The organism is Solitalea lacus (assembly GCF_022014595.1).
Classification (GTDB): Bacteria; Bacteroidota; Bacteroidia; order Sphingobacteriales; family Sphingobacteriaceae; genus Solitalea; species Solitalea lacus.
Genome location: NZ_CP091740.1, coordinates 1,022,260 through 1,038,003 on the forward strand (window position 1 = coordinate 1,022,260; position 15,744 = coordinate 1,038,003).

General features: G+C 37.3%; 11 protein-coding genes. 8 read left to right on the forward strand and 3 right to left on the reverse strand.

Features of this window, described 5'->3' with window-relative positions; translation table 11 throughout:
- Window positions 1-4: 4 nt before the first annotated feature.
- Window positions 5-556, forward strand: a complete 552-nt coding sequence (locus tag L2B55_RS04375) for an AAA family ATPase (protein ID WP_237849076.1) — start codon at window positions 5-7, stop codon at window positions 554-556.
- A gap of 49 nt (window positions 557-605) precedes the next feature.
- On the opposite strand, the gene L2B55_RS04380 is transcribed toward L2B55_RS04375, so the two are convergent.
- Window positions 606-1,112 carry a DinB family protein gene (locus L2B55_RS04380; RefSeq protein ID WP_237849077.1) on the reverse strand — a complete coding sequence of 169 codons (507 nt, stop codon included), beginning with the start codon at window positions 1,110-1,112 and terminating at the stop codon, window positions 606-608.
- Between the two features lie 138 nt (window positions 1,113-1,250).
- On the opposite strand from L2B55_RS04380, the gene L2B55_RS04385 reads away from it, so the two are divergent.
- The 4 genes from L2B55_RS04385 (at window position 1,251) to hemH (ending at window position 6,768) form a co-directional block, all read left to right on the forward strand.
- Window positions 1,251-2,345: a glycosyltransferase family 2 protein gene (locus tag L2B55_RS04385; RefSeq protein ID WP_237849078.1), complete on the forward strand. Its 1,095-nt coding sequence runs from the start codon at window positions 1,251-1,253 to the stop codon at window positions 2,343-2,345.
- A 49-nt stretch (window positions 2,346-2,394) separates the two neighbouring features.
- Window positions 2,395-3,240 (forward strand): 4-hydroxy-3-methylbut-2-enyl diphosphate reductase, encoded by an 846-nt coding sequence (locus tag L2B55_RS04390; protein WP_420854514.1) that lies wholly within the window; start codon window positions 2,395-2,397, stop codon window positions 3,238-3,240.
- Window positions 3,241-3,324: 84 nt separating this feature from the next.
- A complete protein-coding gene (locus tag L2B55_RS04395; RefSeq protein WP_237849079.1) occupies window positions 3,325-5,700 on the forward strand; it encodes a TonB-dependent receptor in 2,376 nt (791 codons plus the stop codon).
- Between the two features lie 51 nt (window positions 5,701-5,751).
- Window positions 5,752-6,768 carry a ferrochelatase gene (gene hemH, locus L2B55_RS04400; protein ID WP_237849080.1) on the forward strand — a complete coding sequence of 339 codons (1,017 nt, stop codon included), beginning with the start codon at window positions 5,752-5,754 and terminating at the stop codon, window positions 6,766-6,768.
- A 63-nt stretch (window positions 6,769-6,831) separates the two neighbouring features.
- Here hemH and L2B55_RS04405 read toward each other — a convergent pair whose 3' ends face one another.
- A complete protein-coding gene (locus L2B55_RS04405; protein ID WP_237849081.1) occupies window positions 6,832-10,851 on the reverse strand; it encodes a PAS domain-containing hybrid sensor histidine kinase/response regulator in 4,020 nt (1,339 codons plus the stop codon).
- A gap of 83 nt (window positions 10,852-10,934) precedes the next feature.
- On the reverse strand, window positions 10,935-12,176 hold the full coding sequence (locus L2B55_RS04410) for a 3-deoxy-D-manno-octulosonic acid transferase (RefSeq protein ID WP_237849082.1): 1,242 nt from the start codon (window positions 12,174-12,176) through the stop codon (window positions 10,935-10,937).
- 77 nt (window positions 12,177-12,253) lie between these two features.
- On the opposite strand from L2B55_RS04410, the gene L2B55_RS04415 reads away from it, so the two are divergent.
- The 3 genes from L2B55_RS04415 to rfbB are packed head-to-tail and all read left to right on the forward strand — an operon-like array spanning window position 12,254 to window position 15,696.
- A complete protein-coding gene (locus tag L2B55_RS04415; RefSeq protein ID WP_237849083.1) occupies window positions 12,254-13,573 on the forward strand; it encodes a UDP-glucose dehydrogenase family protein in 1,320 nt (439 codons plus the stop codon).
- A gap of 6 nt (window positions 13,574-13,579) precedes the next feature.
- Window positions 13,580-14,623 (forward strand): UDP-glucose 4-epimerase GalE, encoded by a 1,044-nt coding sequence (galE, locus tag L2B55_RS04420; RefSeq protein ID WP_237849084.1) that lies wholly within the window; start codon window positions 13,580-13,582, stop codon window positions 14,621-14,623.
- A gap of 11 nt (window positions 14,624-14,634) precedes the next feature.
- Window positions 14,635-15,696 carry a dTDP-glucose 4,6-dehydratase gene (rfbB, locus tag L2B55_RS04425; RefSeq protein WP_237849085.1) on the forward strand — a complete coding sequence of 354 codons (1,062 nt, stop codon included), beginning with the start codon at window positions 14,635-14,637 and terminating at the stop codon, window positions 15,694-15,696.
- Window positions 15,697-15,744 lie beyond the last annotated feature (48 nt).

The following is a 15,744-nucleotide window of genomic DNA, read 5'->3' on the forward strand; positions in this document are numbered from 1 at the left end:
GTCTTTGGATAAAAAAGCATCATTACCAATAATAAAAATTTGTATTTACGGACCTGAAAGTACAGGGAAAAGTACTCTGGCCGCTTATTTAGCTGTGAAATTTGAATCGGTTTGCGTGCCGGAAATAGCTAGAGATTTTATCACTTCCAATGATTTTACCGTTGAAGATATTGTGGAAATTGGAAGAGCGCAAACCGAAGCGGTGTTAACCCAAAGTGCTACTGCAAATAAATTCTTGTTTTGTGATACTGATTTGATTACAACCCAAATTTATTCAGACTATTATTTAGGGGTGATACCTGAGGAACTTTATGAGCTTGAGAAAAAAGTAAGTTATGACCTTTATTTCCTTACAGATATTGACGTTCCCTGGGTGCCAGACGGCTTGCGTGGCTTATGGCATAACAGAGCTGAAATGTTTGAACGCTTTAAATCCGAACTGGACAAGCGAAACATTAAGTATTACCTTGTTCAAGGAAGTTTTCAGGAACGCCAGCAGTTTGCGGTGAATATAATCAGGGAGCTTTTTGACGAGGAGAATACATTATATATATGAATGATGAATAGTTTTTAAAGTTATTCATCACTCATAAATCAATAATCATTTATAAATAGCAGTCAGTAATAACGTTTTTATGATGTTTGGCATGACCAGCTATAATGTAGCCAAGGGCTAGAGCTGTACAAGGCTGACTACTGCTTATACCCTGACGAGTTAGCTCTTCTTCATCCATTGCGTTAAATAGGCTCAAAGTTGAATTTCTCACCGATTTAAACTCATCAACAAGGCTTTGTAATGTTCTTTTGCTAGTTTTTGCGTTTTCAATAAATTCATTTTCATCAAAGCTTGGCAATGGGGTAGTATCGTTTCTTGAGAAACGTAAAGCACGGTAACTGAAAATACGTTCTGCATCAGTGAGGTGAAGTAAAACTTCTTTTAGTGACCATTTGCCCTCAGCATAAGCAAAGTCTCCTTTGTTTTCAGGTAATGAATCAATAAAGTCAAATAATTCTTCAGTATTAGCCTGTAAAGCTTCTTTGACATTGTTGTGCTCAACAAGGTCTATGTAGTGTTCAAAGTAAAGTGCGTAGGTTCCTTCTTTCGGTCTCATGATAAGCGTTTAGTTATTCGCCAAAGATAAAGTTTGCCATGAGTATGACAAGCTAAAAAGCAAACAAAATGCGTAGTATTTGGTCAATATAATTAATTAATTTGCGTTTGATAGGATAGGACAGTTAAACACATTCAAATGATTTCAGTACTTACAGCCGTAACCGTTTTTTTGGTCATTCGCTTTTGTGTTACGTTGTTTAACTTTATTTCGAAACCCAAATTGTCAAGGTCGCCACGTCATTACAGCGACTTTGTTTCTATTCTAATTCCCGCCAGAAATGAGGGTGATTCGATTTTACCCGTTTTGGAGTCAATAAAAAATCAGGATTACCAGAATTATGAAGTGTTGATTTTGGATGATAATTCATCCGATAACACTTATGCATTAGCCGAGGCATTTGCTCAAACCGATAGCCGTTTTAGGGTTATCCGCGGAAATACATTGCCTCCAGATTGGCTTGGGAAAAACTATGCTTGTTACCAATTATCCAAAGAAGCCAAAGGTGATTATCTGTTATTTATTGATGCGAATGTAATGGTTCATAATCGTTTAATTGATAATGCCTTGTACAGAATTAAGGTTTTTAAATTGGGGTTATTGTCCTTACTGGTCAATCAAAAAATGCTTTCATTAGGCGAGCGATTGGTGGTCCCTTTGTTCAATTATGTCTTGCTAACCACTCTTCCTTTACGGTTAGTATCATTGACTAAGTCGCCTATTTTTTCTGCAGCCAGCGGTCAGTTTATGTTCTTTGATGCTCATAATTACCATCGTAATCAGTGGCATGAACAGGTAAAAACATTTCCAGCTGGCGAACTTGAGATAATGAAACTTTTAAAAGCAGCCCGTTACAAAGGTGAGGTATTACTTGCTGCTGGTTTTGCAGATTCCAGAACTTATACCTCTTATTCAAGTGGTATTTTGGGGTTCAGTAATAAATTGCTTGCCGGTTTTAGTTATAGCGTTATATGGCTTTTGGTTTTCTTATTATTGGTATTTTTTGGCTACAGCCTGCTATTGTTGTTACCACGGTATGAACTATTAGGTGTTGTGATTTTTTTGATCATAGGTATGCGCTACATGGTTTCACTTATGAGTCACCAAAATGTGGTACTTAATTTTCTGCTACATCCTTTCCAAATGATAACCTTGGTAATCATCAGTATACTTTCAATTCACATGTATTTAACCAAAACCATGATTTCCAAGGGACGCTATATTTTGCGTTAGGTAATTGTGAATAGTTTTATCTTTGCAAAAAAAATAATTCACTGCGATAATGCTCAATTTAAAAGTTGATATAGATAAGGAATCAGGTTTTTGTTTCGGGGTGGTTTATGCCATTGATATGGCGGAAGAAATTCTTGATGAGCAAGGTTATCTGTATTGCTTGGGAGATATTGTGCACAACGATGAAGAAGTAGCTCGTTTAAAAGCCAAAGGCTTGCGTATTATAGATCATGAGCGTTTAAAAGAGTTGCAAAATGAAAAAGTGCTGATCAGGGCACATGGAGAAGCACCGGAAACTTACCGATTGGCTGTAGAAAATAACATCCAATTGATTGATGCCTCATGTCCGGTTGTGCTTAAATTGCAGAATCGCATTAAAAATACACATGACAGTAATGAGCCTATTCTGATTTACGGCAAACATGGGCACGCTGAAGTGATCGGTTTGCATGGTCAAACAGATGGCAAGGCATTAGTGTTTCAGGATATTTCTGAATTGGATGGGGTGGAGCTTCCCAAAAAGTTTTCTTTATATAGTCAAACAACCAAGAGTACCGATAACTTTTATAAGATAAAGGATGAATTGCTTGCCCGTGGTTATGAGGTGAAAGCCAATGACACGATTTGTCGTCAGGTGTCAAACCGAGATAAAGACCTCCCTGAATTTGCTTCGAAGTATGATAAAGTGGTGTTTGTTTCTGGTAAGAAATCGTCAAATGGGAAGGTTTTGTTTGAAGTTTGTCGAAAAACTAATCCTAATACGTTTTTTATCTCCTCAGTTGAAGAAATTGATGCATCATTGTTCACTCAAAATGACAAAGTAGGAATAGCGGGGGCTACATCAACTCCAATGTGGTTAATGGAAGATGTAAAGAAAGCACTTGAGGCGTTATAATGTTTCAGGTGTAAAGAAAAAATAATGAAGATGAGAACGAATGCAATGGTTATCAGTTCTCATCTTTGATTTTTTATCCAACTTATGAACCAGTTAAAACGTTTACTTATCCTAGTTTTAATTTTTACACTCGCTCAAAATACATTTGCTCAAAAGGGCATAATAAAGGGTGTCGTAACTGATGTGTTTTCGAATGAATCTTTAGCAGGGGTAACCCTTCTGATTCAAAAAACAAATAAAGTTACCGTTACAGATAGTATTGGGAGGTTTACTCTTGATAAGCTTACCCCCGGATTTTACAATATTTCAGTTACCTATATTGGTTATAAACCAAAAACAATTCATGAAATTCAAGTTACCAATGCCAAGGCAACCATTGTAAATATCACTTTAGAGACCGATGCCAAAAGTTTAGGAGAAGTGGAGGTTCGCTCTAGTTCTTATAAGTCTGAAGAAACGCCGTTGTCGTTAAGAACGATTGGGGTTGCTGAAATTAAGCGTAATCCGGGTGGGAATCGAGATATTTCCAAGGTGGTACAATCTTTACCAGGCGTGGCCCAACCGGTGAGCTTTAGAAATGATATAATTATTAGGGGAGGCGCTCCAAATGAGAATCGATTTTTCTTGGATGATATTGAAATCCCAAACTTAAACCACTTTACCACTCAAGGTTCATCAGGTGGTCCAGTAGGGATGATAAATGTTGATTTTATTAACCAGGTAGACTTTTATTCGGGAGCCTTTCCTGCTAATCGTGGGAATGCATTGAGCTCGGTATTTCAATTCAGGCAAAAAGATGGTCGGAGTGATCGTCAGTCAGGAGCATTAACAATTGGTGCCTCTGATTTTGCCATTTCTGCAGAAGGGCCCATTTCACAAAAGACTACCTACTTGGCTTCTTTTCGTCGATCGTATTTGCAATTCTTATTTAAAGCATTTGACCTGCCGTTTTTGCCAACGTATAATGATGCTCAGTTTAAAATTAAAACCAAAATCGACTCAAAGAATGAGCTTACTTTTATTGGCTTAGGAGCAATTGACAGATTCGCCCTAAATACACAAGCTAATGATACGGAAGCTAAGCAATACATTTTGGCAAATCTTGCAACCAATACTCAGGATAATTATACTGTTGGAGCTTCATACAAGCATTACAGAACCACAGGATTTACGACGCTTGCAATCAGTAGAAACTACTTGAATAATAGGGCGGAGAAATATTTTGATAATAATGAAGAACTGCCAAAGAAGATGGATTACTCATCCAAAGAAATTGAAAATAAACTGCGGTTGGAACGCTCAGATAAATACAATGACTGGAAGGTTTCTTATGGAGCTAACATTGAAACAGGGAGATATAGCACTGAAACCTTTTATTTAAATCCTTATGGCCCGACAGTTAATTACAGTTCAAAATTGGATGATTTAAAATATGGCTTTTACGGCCAGGTGAGTAAAGAATTATTTGATGATAATCTTACACTTTCTGCTGGAGTTCGAGCAGATGGTTCCGATTTTTCCTCGTTAACAAATAATCCGCTTAAACAATTATCTCCCCGCTTTTCCGCTTCTTATTCTATTAATCCGGCTGTGAGTTTGAATTTTAATACAGGCTTGTATTATCAATTGCCTGCCTACACAGTTTTGGGTTATCGTAATGAAACAGGGGAATTAACCAATAAGAACGTAAAATATATTTCTAATTACCATACGGTGCTGGGGCTTGAAGTGAACTCTGGCTCCAATCTTCGTTTTACAGCAGAAGCGTTCTATAAAAAATATTATGACTATCCAATGATCGAATTCCAAGGCGATACCGTTAATTTAGCCAACCTTGGAGCCGATTTCGGGGTAGTAGGAAATCAACCGGTTGTTGGTTTAAATGGAGGCCGAACTTACGGCTTTGAACTGATGGCACAGCAACGCTTAAATAAAGGGTTTTATGGCATTGCGGCTTTAACATTGGTGCGTAGTGAGTTTAAAGACAAGAGTAGTCAATTTGTCCCTTCAGGTTGGGATAGCCGGTATATTTTGACAATTACTGCCGGAAAGCTGTTTAAACGCAATTGGGAAGTGGGAGCAAAGTTCAGATTTACTGGAGGGGCGCCTTATACTCCGTACGATGTGCCTTTCTCTTCGCTCAAAACTAACTGGTTAATCAATCCTCAGGGAACTCTTGATTATGACCAGCTCAATACCCTTCGGTTAGGAAATTTCTATCAATTGGATGCCCGGGTTGATAAAAAGTATCCGTTTAAAAAATGGACGTTGAACTTCTACGTTGATATTCAAAATCTGACCAATTTTGTTTACGAGGGACAACCGTATATTGATGTGGTAAAAGACGCAGATGGTAAACCCGTGACGGACCCTAGTGATCCGTCGCGCTGGCAAATGAAATCGGTAAAAAATGATATTGGGAACATGTTGCCAACCCTAGGTATTATTTTAGAATTATAGGAATCACCAAAAATAAAAAGAAAGGAATTTTCGATACACGGAAATTTTGGTATGAAAAGTAAAAAAGGAATACTGCTGGTAAATTTAGGTACACCAGATAGCCCCTCAACGGCTGATGTGCGAAGGTACTTGGATGAGTTTTTGTCTGACCCAAGAGTGATTGACGTGAATCCTATTGGTCGATTTTTTCTAGTGAAAGGGATTATCTTACCTACTCGTTCGCCCAAATCAGCGGCCACTTATCAAAAAATATGGACTGAAGAAGGTTCGCCCCTTCTGCGCTATACCATACGTCAAACTGAACTTTTGGCTGAGCGTCTAGGAGATGAATATATGGTTGAATATGCCATGAGATATCAAAATCCTAGCATTGAGAAGGTTTTGGAGCGTTTTAGAAAGGAAAAAGTTTTTAACATAAAGGTTATTCCGCTTTTCCCTCAATATGCATCTGCAACCACCGGCTCGGTACATGATATGATTATGACCTTAGTGAAGAATTGGCAAATTGTTCCTGATATTGAATTGGTAAACAGCTTCCCCGATCATCCCATTATGATCGATGCTTTTGCTCAGTTGGGGAGTAAATATGATGTTAATTCGTTTGATCACGTACTCTTTAGTTTTCATGGCTTGCCAAAACGACAATTGATGAAAGCGGATCCTAGCGGATGTCATTGTCAACAAATTGATAGCTGTTGCGCAAAGATCAATGTAAATAATCAATATTGTTATAGCGCTCAGTCGCACTTAACAGCCAGGTTAATTGCAGAAAAGCTTAATCTGCCTAAAGAAAAATACAGTATTTGTTTTCAATCCCGACTTGGCAAAGATCCTTGGGTGGAACCTTATACGAGTGAAGTGATCGAACGATTGGCAAAAGAAGGTAAAAAGAAATTACTTGTATTTTGTCCTGCTTTTGTGGCGGATTGTTTAGAAACCACCTTTGAAATTGGAATGGAATATGATGAAGAATTTAGACATATGGGTGGAGAAAAAGTACAATTAGTAGAGGGGTTGAATGACCATGTACGTTGGATTGATGCACTTGAAGATATTGCAAGAAACTAAGGTTTTGTAGGTCTGTAAAAAACAAAGGGTCAAAAGAAAAGTTTCTTTTGACCCTTTTATCGTTTAAAATTCCGTTCGGGTACTGAGCTGTTTCTCAACATTATCCAGACGTTCTCTCATTTCAGCAATCACTTGCGCTCCAAATTCCTTAGTTTTTTTAATCATCAATTCCATTTGCTGCTGATCACGGCTTTCTGAAATTAAATATGTCTTAGCTTCTTCAAATCCTTTCTTAAAGAGAGCAAGATTCATCATTTCCATTAAAGGCGTGTGCTTGTGATTTGTTTCTCTAATGCCATTAAGGTCATTACGGCGTAAAAATGTTTCAAAGTTTCCAGTAAGCTCATTAATTGAGTCAATGGCAATTTCAAGAAACTCTTTAAAGAAATCAGGACTATCCTCCGTAATTTCTAAAATCTTAGTAAAATCAATCTGCTCCTTATTCATACTATCTGACAATAACGGTGTTTCCGAAAACTCATGAGTTCGGTTTAAGCATTTTACAATGGTTAAGTAAAGGTCATGAGGATCAAACGGTTTAGTAAGATAAGCATTCATTCCCACATTATAAACACGTTCTCTCACTTCTACCAATGCGGCAGCTGAAAGTGCAATTATTGGTAGATTTTGATAATGCTCGTCTATTAATGAACGAATTTTTTGGGTCGCCTGGTATCCGTCCATTTCCGGCATTAGTAAATCCATTAATACAATGTCAAAATTATGTTGTTGCACCATCTCAATTGCCTGCTTTCCATTGTTGGCAAAAGAGACATTAGCATTCCATTTTAGCAGAAACTTTTCAATTACAACACGGTTCGTAGAATTGTCTTCCACAACTAAAATATGAATGCCGTCCAACGAAGGTTTGCCAATTGATTCGGAATGGACAATTGTAGAAATTGATTGTCCTTTGTATTTTTTTAAACGTAATGTAAAGCAAAATGTAGAACCTTCTCCTTTTTCACTGATCACATGAATTTCACTATTCATTAGTTGAAGCAAGCGTTTGGTAATCGCTAAGCCCAGACCTGTCCCTCCAAATTTACGTGTGGTTTCAGAACTTGCTTGTGTGAAATGATCAAAAATAAGGTCAATTTTATCTGGAGGAATACCAATTCCTGTATCTGTGACAGCAAAATATAAGTCGGAATGGTCCTTGTCACTGAATAATTGCTTAACTTCTATGGTTACACCGCCGCGTTCTGTAAACTTGATAGCATTACCAATCAAATTGGTCAAAATTTGAGATAATCTAGAAGGATCTCCAATGACCAATTTATGCAAATCGTCAGCAAATTCTATATCCAGATTAATGCTTTTTTGATCGGCTTGATACAAAAATGAGTTGTAAATATGCTCTAAGAGGTCTTCGAGGTTGAATGGAATATTTTCAAAATCAATTACGCTTGATTCAATTTTGTTGTAATCCAATATATCATTAATCAGAGCGAGCAGGTTTTCAGATGAAAAACGTAAGGTTTCAAGTTTTTCGCGTTGACTTTCTTGAGTGTTCTCATCTAAAAGTAAATGAGCCATGCCAATAACAGCATTTAATGGCGTGCGTATTTCGTGACTCATGGTAGATAAGAACTGAGATTTGATGTCAGCTGCATGCTCTGCTTTTACTTTGGCTTCAATCAACTCTTGCTCAAATTTTTTGATGTGAGTAATGTTTTTGCCGAACATAGCAGCTCCAATCACATTGCGGTTTTCATCAAAAATCGGATTGAAAGAAGTTTCGTAATGCACCTTTTTATTGGCATTGAAGAATTCGTTTTGTAGAGTAAAGCGCTCACCGGAAAAGGCACGTTGGTAAAGCTTTTTCCAATACTCAAAATCTTCATTAGAAAATCCGTTGCTTGGTGAACGGGGTTTGCTCATATCAACCCCATAAATTTCCAATAAACGCTTTCGAAACGAGGAATTGGCTGTGATCAGTTTTTGGTTGATACTTATCGACCAAATTGGCTCGTCGATATTATCAATCAAAGCCATTAAGTTCGACTCGTTTTGTTTTATAGTTTGCTCAATTTTCTTTTTCTCAGTAATGTCATTTGCAAAGCAAATGTAGCCCAAGAGCTCTCCGAAATTATCACGTAAGGCACTTATATTAATTGAAACCGGTATTCTGTATCCATTTTTGTGAATAAAATTGCATTCATGCTCGCAGGGTAAATTAAGCTTGGCTTTGATCGTGAGGGCATCAGGTAGTGGTACCTCAATGCCCAGTTCTTTTGAAAAACGTTCAGCAAAGGTCACGCGCTCCAAGGGATCATTGAATCGTTCGTACGATTTTTTATCGAGCACTTCATCTGCCCGGTAGCCAAGCATTTTCTCAGCCGCCCTGTTAAAAATTTTAATGCTGTAGTCTACATCAGTTACAATTACAGCATAGCCTGCATTATCCAATATGGCTTTTTGCAATTGAGCCATTTCATCAATGCGTTGTTCATTTATTTTCTGTTGGGTAGTTTCAATTCCATAAATGGTGATGCCTTCAATTTCATTGTTAGTAATGATGGGTGTAAAGGCATATTGAAAATATTCCTTGTGCCCATTAAATTCCATAGCAAGCTCTTCAGAGAAATAAATGCCATCCAAGGCCTTGTCATAAAGATCTTTCCATTTGTGAAAGTATATGCTTCCGGATAAGTGGGTTAATAGATTGTAGCCTTTAATCGGGGTGAAATGATGTGTCTTTTCAAAATACTCAAGGTATTTGTGGTTTGAGGTAATAAAGCGGTATTCTCTATCTACAGACCAAACTAAGGCATCAGTATTTTCAAGCAATACCGTTAAATTGGCTTCTTTTTGCTTAAGCTTTGATTCCAGCCTTTTCTTTTCAGTGATGTCTTGAATTATACCTGAAAGTTTATAAACCTTTCCATTTTTATATTCAGGCTGACCTGAGACCCGAGTAGTGATTTTTCGGTTTTTATGTGTGAAATATTCAAGTTCAAGATCAAACGGTAGTCCAGTGTTGATGGCATCCAGGGAAGCCTTGAGTAATACTTCATTGCTGTCTTTAAAGCCTTGTTTTAGAGGGAAATCATTATCAATGTTTGCATTGGGGGGTAATTCAAAAATCTTATACGTTTCTTCCGACCATAGAATTTGATTGCTTTCCAGGTCGTATTCCCAACTGCCTAAATGGGCAATTCCTTGTGAAATACGCAAGAATTCTTCACTTTTCTTTAAACCTTTTTCTTGCTCATTTCTTATAAAATCTATATAGTTTAAGCGATTGGCGGCAGTAATAATTGCTACTACAGAGAGTATAATAATACTGATGGTTATAATAATAATGCTAATTCCATATGGTAAGAAGTTGTAAAAATTACTGGCAAAGCGTAGCAGTAACAAAAAGATAGGTATTACTATGGCGTTTGGAATTAACTTTCGTGCAATTCGGCCTCCTTGTAAGTCAGAAGAAAGGATGCTTATAAAGCCTTTGTCAGGTTGAACAAATAGGTAGCCTAAACCCAACAATGTGAATAATATTGAGGTGTGAATAGCCATTGGAGCAAAATACAGTAGCTTTAAAAAGCTATTGAATTGAAATACAAATCCTAAAAGACGAGTAGCCCCAATAATTATGACGAGGGAGAGAAGTATTTGTGTTGCATAGGTATATCTGTTTCTGTACATCATTGGTATGGTAAACAGAAATATTAGCAAACATGTTAAACTTGCTGGCGACATGAGTAGAATGTCAGGGCCGGAATACGTCGTGTTAGTACTTAATAAATAATCATTGATATAAAGTTTGCTATGGTTGTATTGATAAAGAGTGTAAATAATCACCCCTAAAACAACTAGTAAAAGACAGTTAATACTAATTATTTGTTCTTTAGAGTATGGTGTTTTTTTGGCCAAAACACCTAATGACAGCCCCAACGCCATAATTCCAATGGCGGATGAAGGTTTCATAGGAGCGTACGCATGAATAATTGATCGGAAAACCTCTAAGTCCGCAATCCATCCTATAAAAGTTAGGATAGGAACAATTACGGCAGCCTGCCCAACAAGCTTTGAGAAGTTGATAAATGTATTTTTAGAAAGCTTTGAGTTTGGTTTCATCTGCATGCTTACCTGTTTTAAATTTTGTGCTAGAGTGTGATGTAAGTAGCAAGATGACTAATATATATAAAAATAAAAAGGAATTATATCCCTAAAGTGTTGAAAATTATAGTTGTTGCATTGATGTTTGTTTTGACATAATTCTTTGATGCAGAGGAAGATTGTTGGAGATTGATTGGATTGCTGCTCAAATGGGTAAAGCTGTCTTTTAATTCATTAAAATCCTTTATTGAAAATCCTCCACGGTTTGCAATTAATTCTACAGCTTCGGCAAATTTTTTATAGTTTGGTCCAAAAATTACCGGTAAACCAAAAGCAGCAGCTTCCAGGGTGTTGTGTATTCCTGATTTATTAAATCCTCCCCCGATGTAGGCAACGGTTCCATACTGATAAAGTGAGGAGAGCATTCCAATATTGTCAATAATTAAAAACTGATATTTTGTTTTCGCTGAACTCTTCTCAAGTTCTGAAAAGCGAATGGCCCTATCTCCACTAAGTTTCATAATGTTTTCTACATGCGCTTTGTCAACCTCATGTGGAGCAATAATCATTTTCCAATCAGTACTAAATGTTTGAGCGAGTGGAATTAACAAGGCCTCGTCATCAGGCCAGCTACTTCCGGCAATAAGTATTTTTTTGTTTTCAATGAATTCCTCAATCAATGGTATTTGCTTAGGCTGTAAGCTGTTTTCATAAACCCTGTCGAAGCGGGTGTCGCCGCTTACGATCCAGTTGTTTATGCCAATTGAATTTAAGAGTTCTCCTGAAAGCTTATTTTGTACAAAAAACATTGTTACACAGCTAAGCATTTCTCTGTTAAAGGAGCCATACCACTTAAAAAAAGGCTGCGAGGGCCTGAATATTGCCGAAATCATATAAAGGGGAATCTTCCTCGATTTCAATTCTGTGAAGTAATGAAACCAATATTCATATTTGGTAAAAAATACCTTTTGGGGTTGTACTAAATCTATGAACTTGGAAGCGTTAGCCTTGGTGTCAAGTGGTAAATAGAATATATAATCTGCTTGATTGTAATTTTTACGTACCTCATATCCCGAAGGAGAAAAGAACGTCATGACAATTGCTAATTCAGGATTAGATGCTTTTAATTTTTCTAAAACAGGTCGCCCTTGTTCGAACTCTCCTAATGAGGCAAAATGAAACCAAACACGGTCTCGCGGCTCATCATTAAGTTTCAAGGCAATGTGCTTAAAAATATTTTTTCTTCCCTTGATAAATAATTTTGCCTTAGAATTAAACGTTGAGAACAAGAGCACTAATCCGTGGTAAAAACGGATGGATAAATTATATAGTAAAACCATCATATCGGACGCTAAGGTAAGGCTTGCAAAGATATTTAAGTATATTCGCCTCGATTTACAAAAACAAAAACCTTCTTTGAATGAAAATAGCTGTTATTGGTACTGGCTACGTTGGTTTAGTAACCGGAACATGTTTGGCAGAAACTGGAAACAATGTAATTTGTGTTGACATTAATGCTGAAAAGGTTGCCAAAATGCAACGCAGTATTGTTCCTTTTTATGAGCCAGATCTCGAACCACTTTTTAAGAGAAATATAGCTAATGGAACTTTATCATTTACTACCAGCCTTGAAGATGCCGTACGTGAATCGCTAATCATCATTCTTGCATTACCGACACCTCCTTCAGAAGATGGCTCTGCTGATTTATCTTATGTGGTGAATACTGCGGAGGCTATTGGTAAATTAATGAATGGCTACAAGATTATTGTGAATAAGAGCACGGTTCCGGTTGGAACTGCAGATAAAGTTCGCGAAGTGGTATTGCTGAACAGTAAATATGAATTTGACGTTGTGTCAAATCCGGAGTTTTTGCGTGAGGGTGTGGCTGTACATGATTTTATGAAGCCTAGTCGAGTTATTGTAGGTACAAGTTCGGAAAAGGTGAAAAAGATTTTTGGTGAACTTTATGCTCCATATATGCGACAAAGTGAAAGGCTGATTTTTATGGACGAGCGAAGCGCTGAGTTAACCAAGTATGCTGCGAACGCGTTTTTGGCAACAAAAATATCATTTATGAATGAAATTGCCGGACTATGTGAGATTTTAGGAGCCGATATTGAACATATTCGTAGGGGAATAGGAACAGATGACCGTATAGGAAAACAGTTTTTGTATGCAGGCGTTGGATATGGAGGTAGTTGTTTTCCAAAAGATGTGCAAGCTCTTGCTAAAACCGCCACTGAAATTGGTGGAGACTTTCGAATAGTTGAGGCTGTAATGAAAACCAACTATGCTCAGCGTGAAAAATTCCTTGATAAAATCATTAATTACTTTGCAGCCAATTTAAAAGGAAAAAAGTTAGCCTTTTGGGGATTGGCCTTTAAGCCTGAAACGGATGATTTGCGTGAGGCTCCTGCATTGTACCTCATTGTGGAGCTTTTAAACTTAGGGGCTGAAATTATTGCTTATGATCCTGTCGCAATGGAGAACACCCAAAAGCAATTAGGAGATAAGATCAAATACGCTAAAAATCAATACGACTGTTTGGAAGATGCAGATGCTTTAGTGATTGTAACAGAGTGGAAAAACTTTCGTAATCCTGATTTTGAACAAATGGCTGATAAGCTGAAGGGAAAAACAATTTTCGATGGCAGAAATTTGTACAGCCTTGAAAGAATGAATGAATTAGGCTTTTACTACAATAGTATTGGCCGTGAAATTGTCGACCCAAACTCATAATAAATAATGACAAACACAAACAAAAAAGTACTCGTTACCGGCGGAACAGGTTACATTGGTTCACATACAGTTGTTGAATTGATCAATGCCGGTTATGAAACCGTTATTGCAGATAATTTGAGTAACTCCGAGCGTTTTATTTTAGATCGTATAGAACAAATTGCAGGAGTAAGACCGAAATTTTATGAAATTGACCTTTGTGATAAGGCGAAAGTAGAAGATCTTTTCAATGCGGAAAGCGATATAAAAGCGGTTATTCACTTCGCAGCATTTAAAGCAGTTGGTGAATCGGTAAAAGAACCATTGAAGTATTTTAGGAATAATAATCTTTCATTAATCAATTTACTTGAGGTGATGAATGAAAAAGGTGTTAATAACATTGTTTTTTCATCATCGGCTACGGTTTATGGCCAACCAGATGTTTTGCCGGCTACAGAAGCTACTCCTTTCCAAAAGGCTCTTTCGGCTTATGGAAGTACTAAACAAATGGGTGAGGAGATATTAGAGAAGGTTTCGTCTGCAACAATTATTAAATCAATTGCTCTGCGTTACTTTAACCCGGTTGGCGCACATAAAAGTGCATTGATTGGCGAATTGCCGGTTGGAGTTCCTAATAACTTAATGCCGTTTGTTACTCAAACCGGAATTGGTAAACGTGAAATGTTGACAATTTTTGGGGATGACTATTCAACTCCTGATGGTACTTGCATTCGTGATTATATTCATGTGGTGGACTTAGCAAAAGCGCATGTTAAAGCCTGTGAACGCCTGATTGCCGAAAAAGCTGAAAGTAATTACGAAGTGTTTAATCTTGGTACAGGAAAAGGTACCTCAGTATTGGAAATTGTAAATGCATTTGAAAAAGTAACCGGTCAAAAACTGAACTATAAAATCGGTCCACGTCGTGAAGGAGACGTTGAATCGCTTTACGCTGAAACTAAACTTGCTAATGAAAAGCTGGGCTGGAAAGCAGAGCTTGGCTTAGAAGAGATGTTAAGCTCGGCATGGGCTTGGGAGGTTAAATTGCACGAAGGAACTGTTGAAGTTTAAAAAATCTATAAATGAAAAAAATATTGATTACCGGAGGAGCCGGATTTATTGGTTCGCATGTGGTTCGTTTGTTTGTAACCAAGTACCCAAATTTACAAGTTGTTAATTTGGACAAGCTTACCTATGCAGGTAATTTAATGAACCTGATTGATATTGAAAACAGGGAAAACTACCGTTTTGTGAAAGGTGATATTGTTGATGCGTCATTTATTAATGAGTTGTTTGAAATAGAGCAATTTGATGCAGTTATTCATCTTGCGGCCGAATCTCATGTGGATCGTTCAATTGAGAATCCTTTGGATTTTGTGATGACCAACATTATAGGAACGGTGAATTTGTTAAATGCTGCAAAAAAAATATGGAGTCCATCTTTAGGTAAAGAAATTGCTGGTAAGCGCTTTTATCACGTATCAACTGATGAGGTGTACGGAAGTTTAGGCGAAACGGGAATGTTTACAGAAGAAACTAAGTATGATCCGCATAGCCCTTATTCCGCCTCAAAGGCAGGGTCTGACCATTTTGTAAGAGCGTACGGAGATACTTACGGATTACCAGTAGTGATTTCAAATTGTTCAAACAACTATGGACCTTTCCATTTTCCGGAAAAACTGATTCCTCTTTGTATCAACAATATAAAGAACAGTAAACCGCTTCCAATTTATGGCAAAGGAGAAAACGTTCGCGACTGGCTTTTTGTTGAGGATCATGCACGTGCAATCGATGTGATATTCCATACGGCTAAAAACGGAACAACCTATAACATAGGAGGACATAACGAGTGGAAAAATATAGATGTTATTCGCTTGCTATGTACTATTATGGACAGGAAACTTAATAAGGCAACCGGAACTTCAGAAAAATTAATCACATTTGTGAAAGACCGTGCAGGCCATGATTTACGTTATGCTATCGATTCAACTAAACTTCAGAATGAATTAGGGTGGAAACCTTCGCTTCAGTTTGAAGAAGGTTTAGAAAAAACGGTAGATTGGTATTTAGCCAATGAAGAGTGGCTTGAGCGAGTAACCTCAGGGGCTTATCAGGATTATTATAATAAGCAGTACACCCAGTAATATATAGAAACCGGCTTTATGCCGGTTTTTTTGTAGTTTCTGTGTTGT

What these genes read in the sequence shown, in the direction of transcription:
- galE (WP_237849084.1), top strand. Translation starts at nt 13,580, where the DNA reads ATGACAAACACAAACAAAAAAGTACTCGTTACCGGCGGAACAGGTTAC.
- L2B55_RS04390 (WP_420854514.1), top strand. Translation starts at nt 2,395, where the DNA reads ATGCTCAATTTAAAAGTTGATATAGATAAGGAATCAGGTTTTTGTTTC.
- rfbB (WP_237849085.1), top strand. Translation starts at nt 14,635, where the DNA reads ATGAAAAAAATATTGATTACCGGAGGAGCCGGATTTATTGGTTCGCAT.
- hemH (WP_237849080.1), top strand. Translation starts at nt 5,752, where the DNA reads ATGAAAAGTAAAAAAGGAATACTGCTGGTAAATTTAGGTACACCAGAT.
- L2B55_RS04385 (WP_237849078.1), top strand. Translation starts at nt 1,251, where the DNA reads ATGATTTCAGTACTTACAGCCGTAACCGTTTTTTTGGTCATTCGCTTT.
- L2B55_RS04415 (WP_237849083.1), top strand. Translation starts at nt 12,254, where the DNA reads ATGAAAATAGCTGTTATTGGTACTGGCTACGTTGGTTTAGTAACCGGA.
- L2B55_RS04380 (WP_237849077.1), bottom strand. Translation starts at nt 1,112, where the DNA reads ATGAGACCGAAAGAAGGAACCTACGCACTTTACTTTGAACACTACATA.
- L2B55_RS04395 (WP_237849079.1), top strand. Translation starts at nt 3,325, where the DNA reads ATGAACCAGTTAAAACGTTTACTTATCCTAGTTTTAATTTTTACACTC.
- L2B55_RS04410 (WP_237849082.1), bottom strand. Translation starts at nt 12,176, where the DNA reads ATGATGGTTTTACTATATAATTTATCCATCCGTTTTTACCACGGATTA.
- L2B55_RS04405 (WP_237849081.1), bottom strand. Translation starts at nt 10,851, where the DNA reads ATGAAACCAAACTCAAAGCTTTCTAAAAATACATTTATCAACTTCTCA.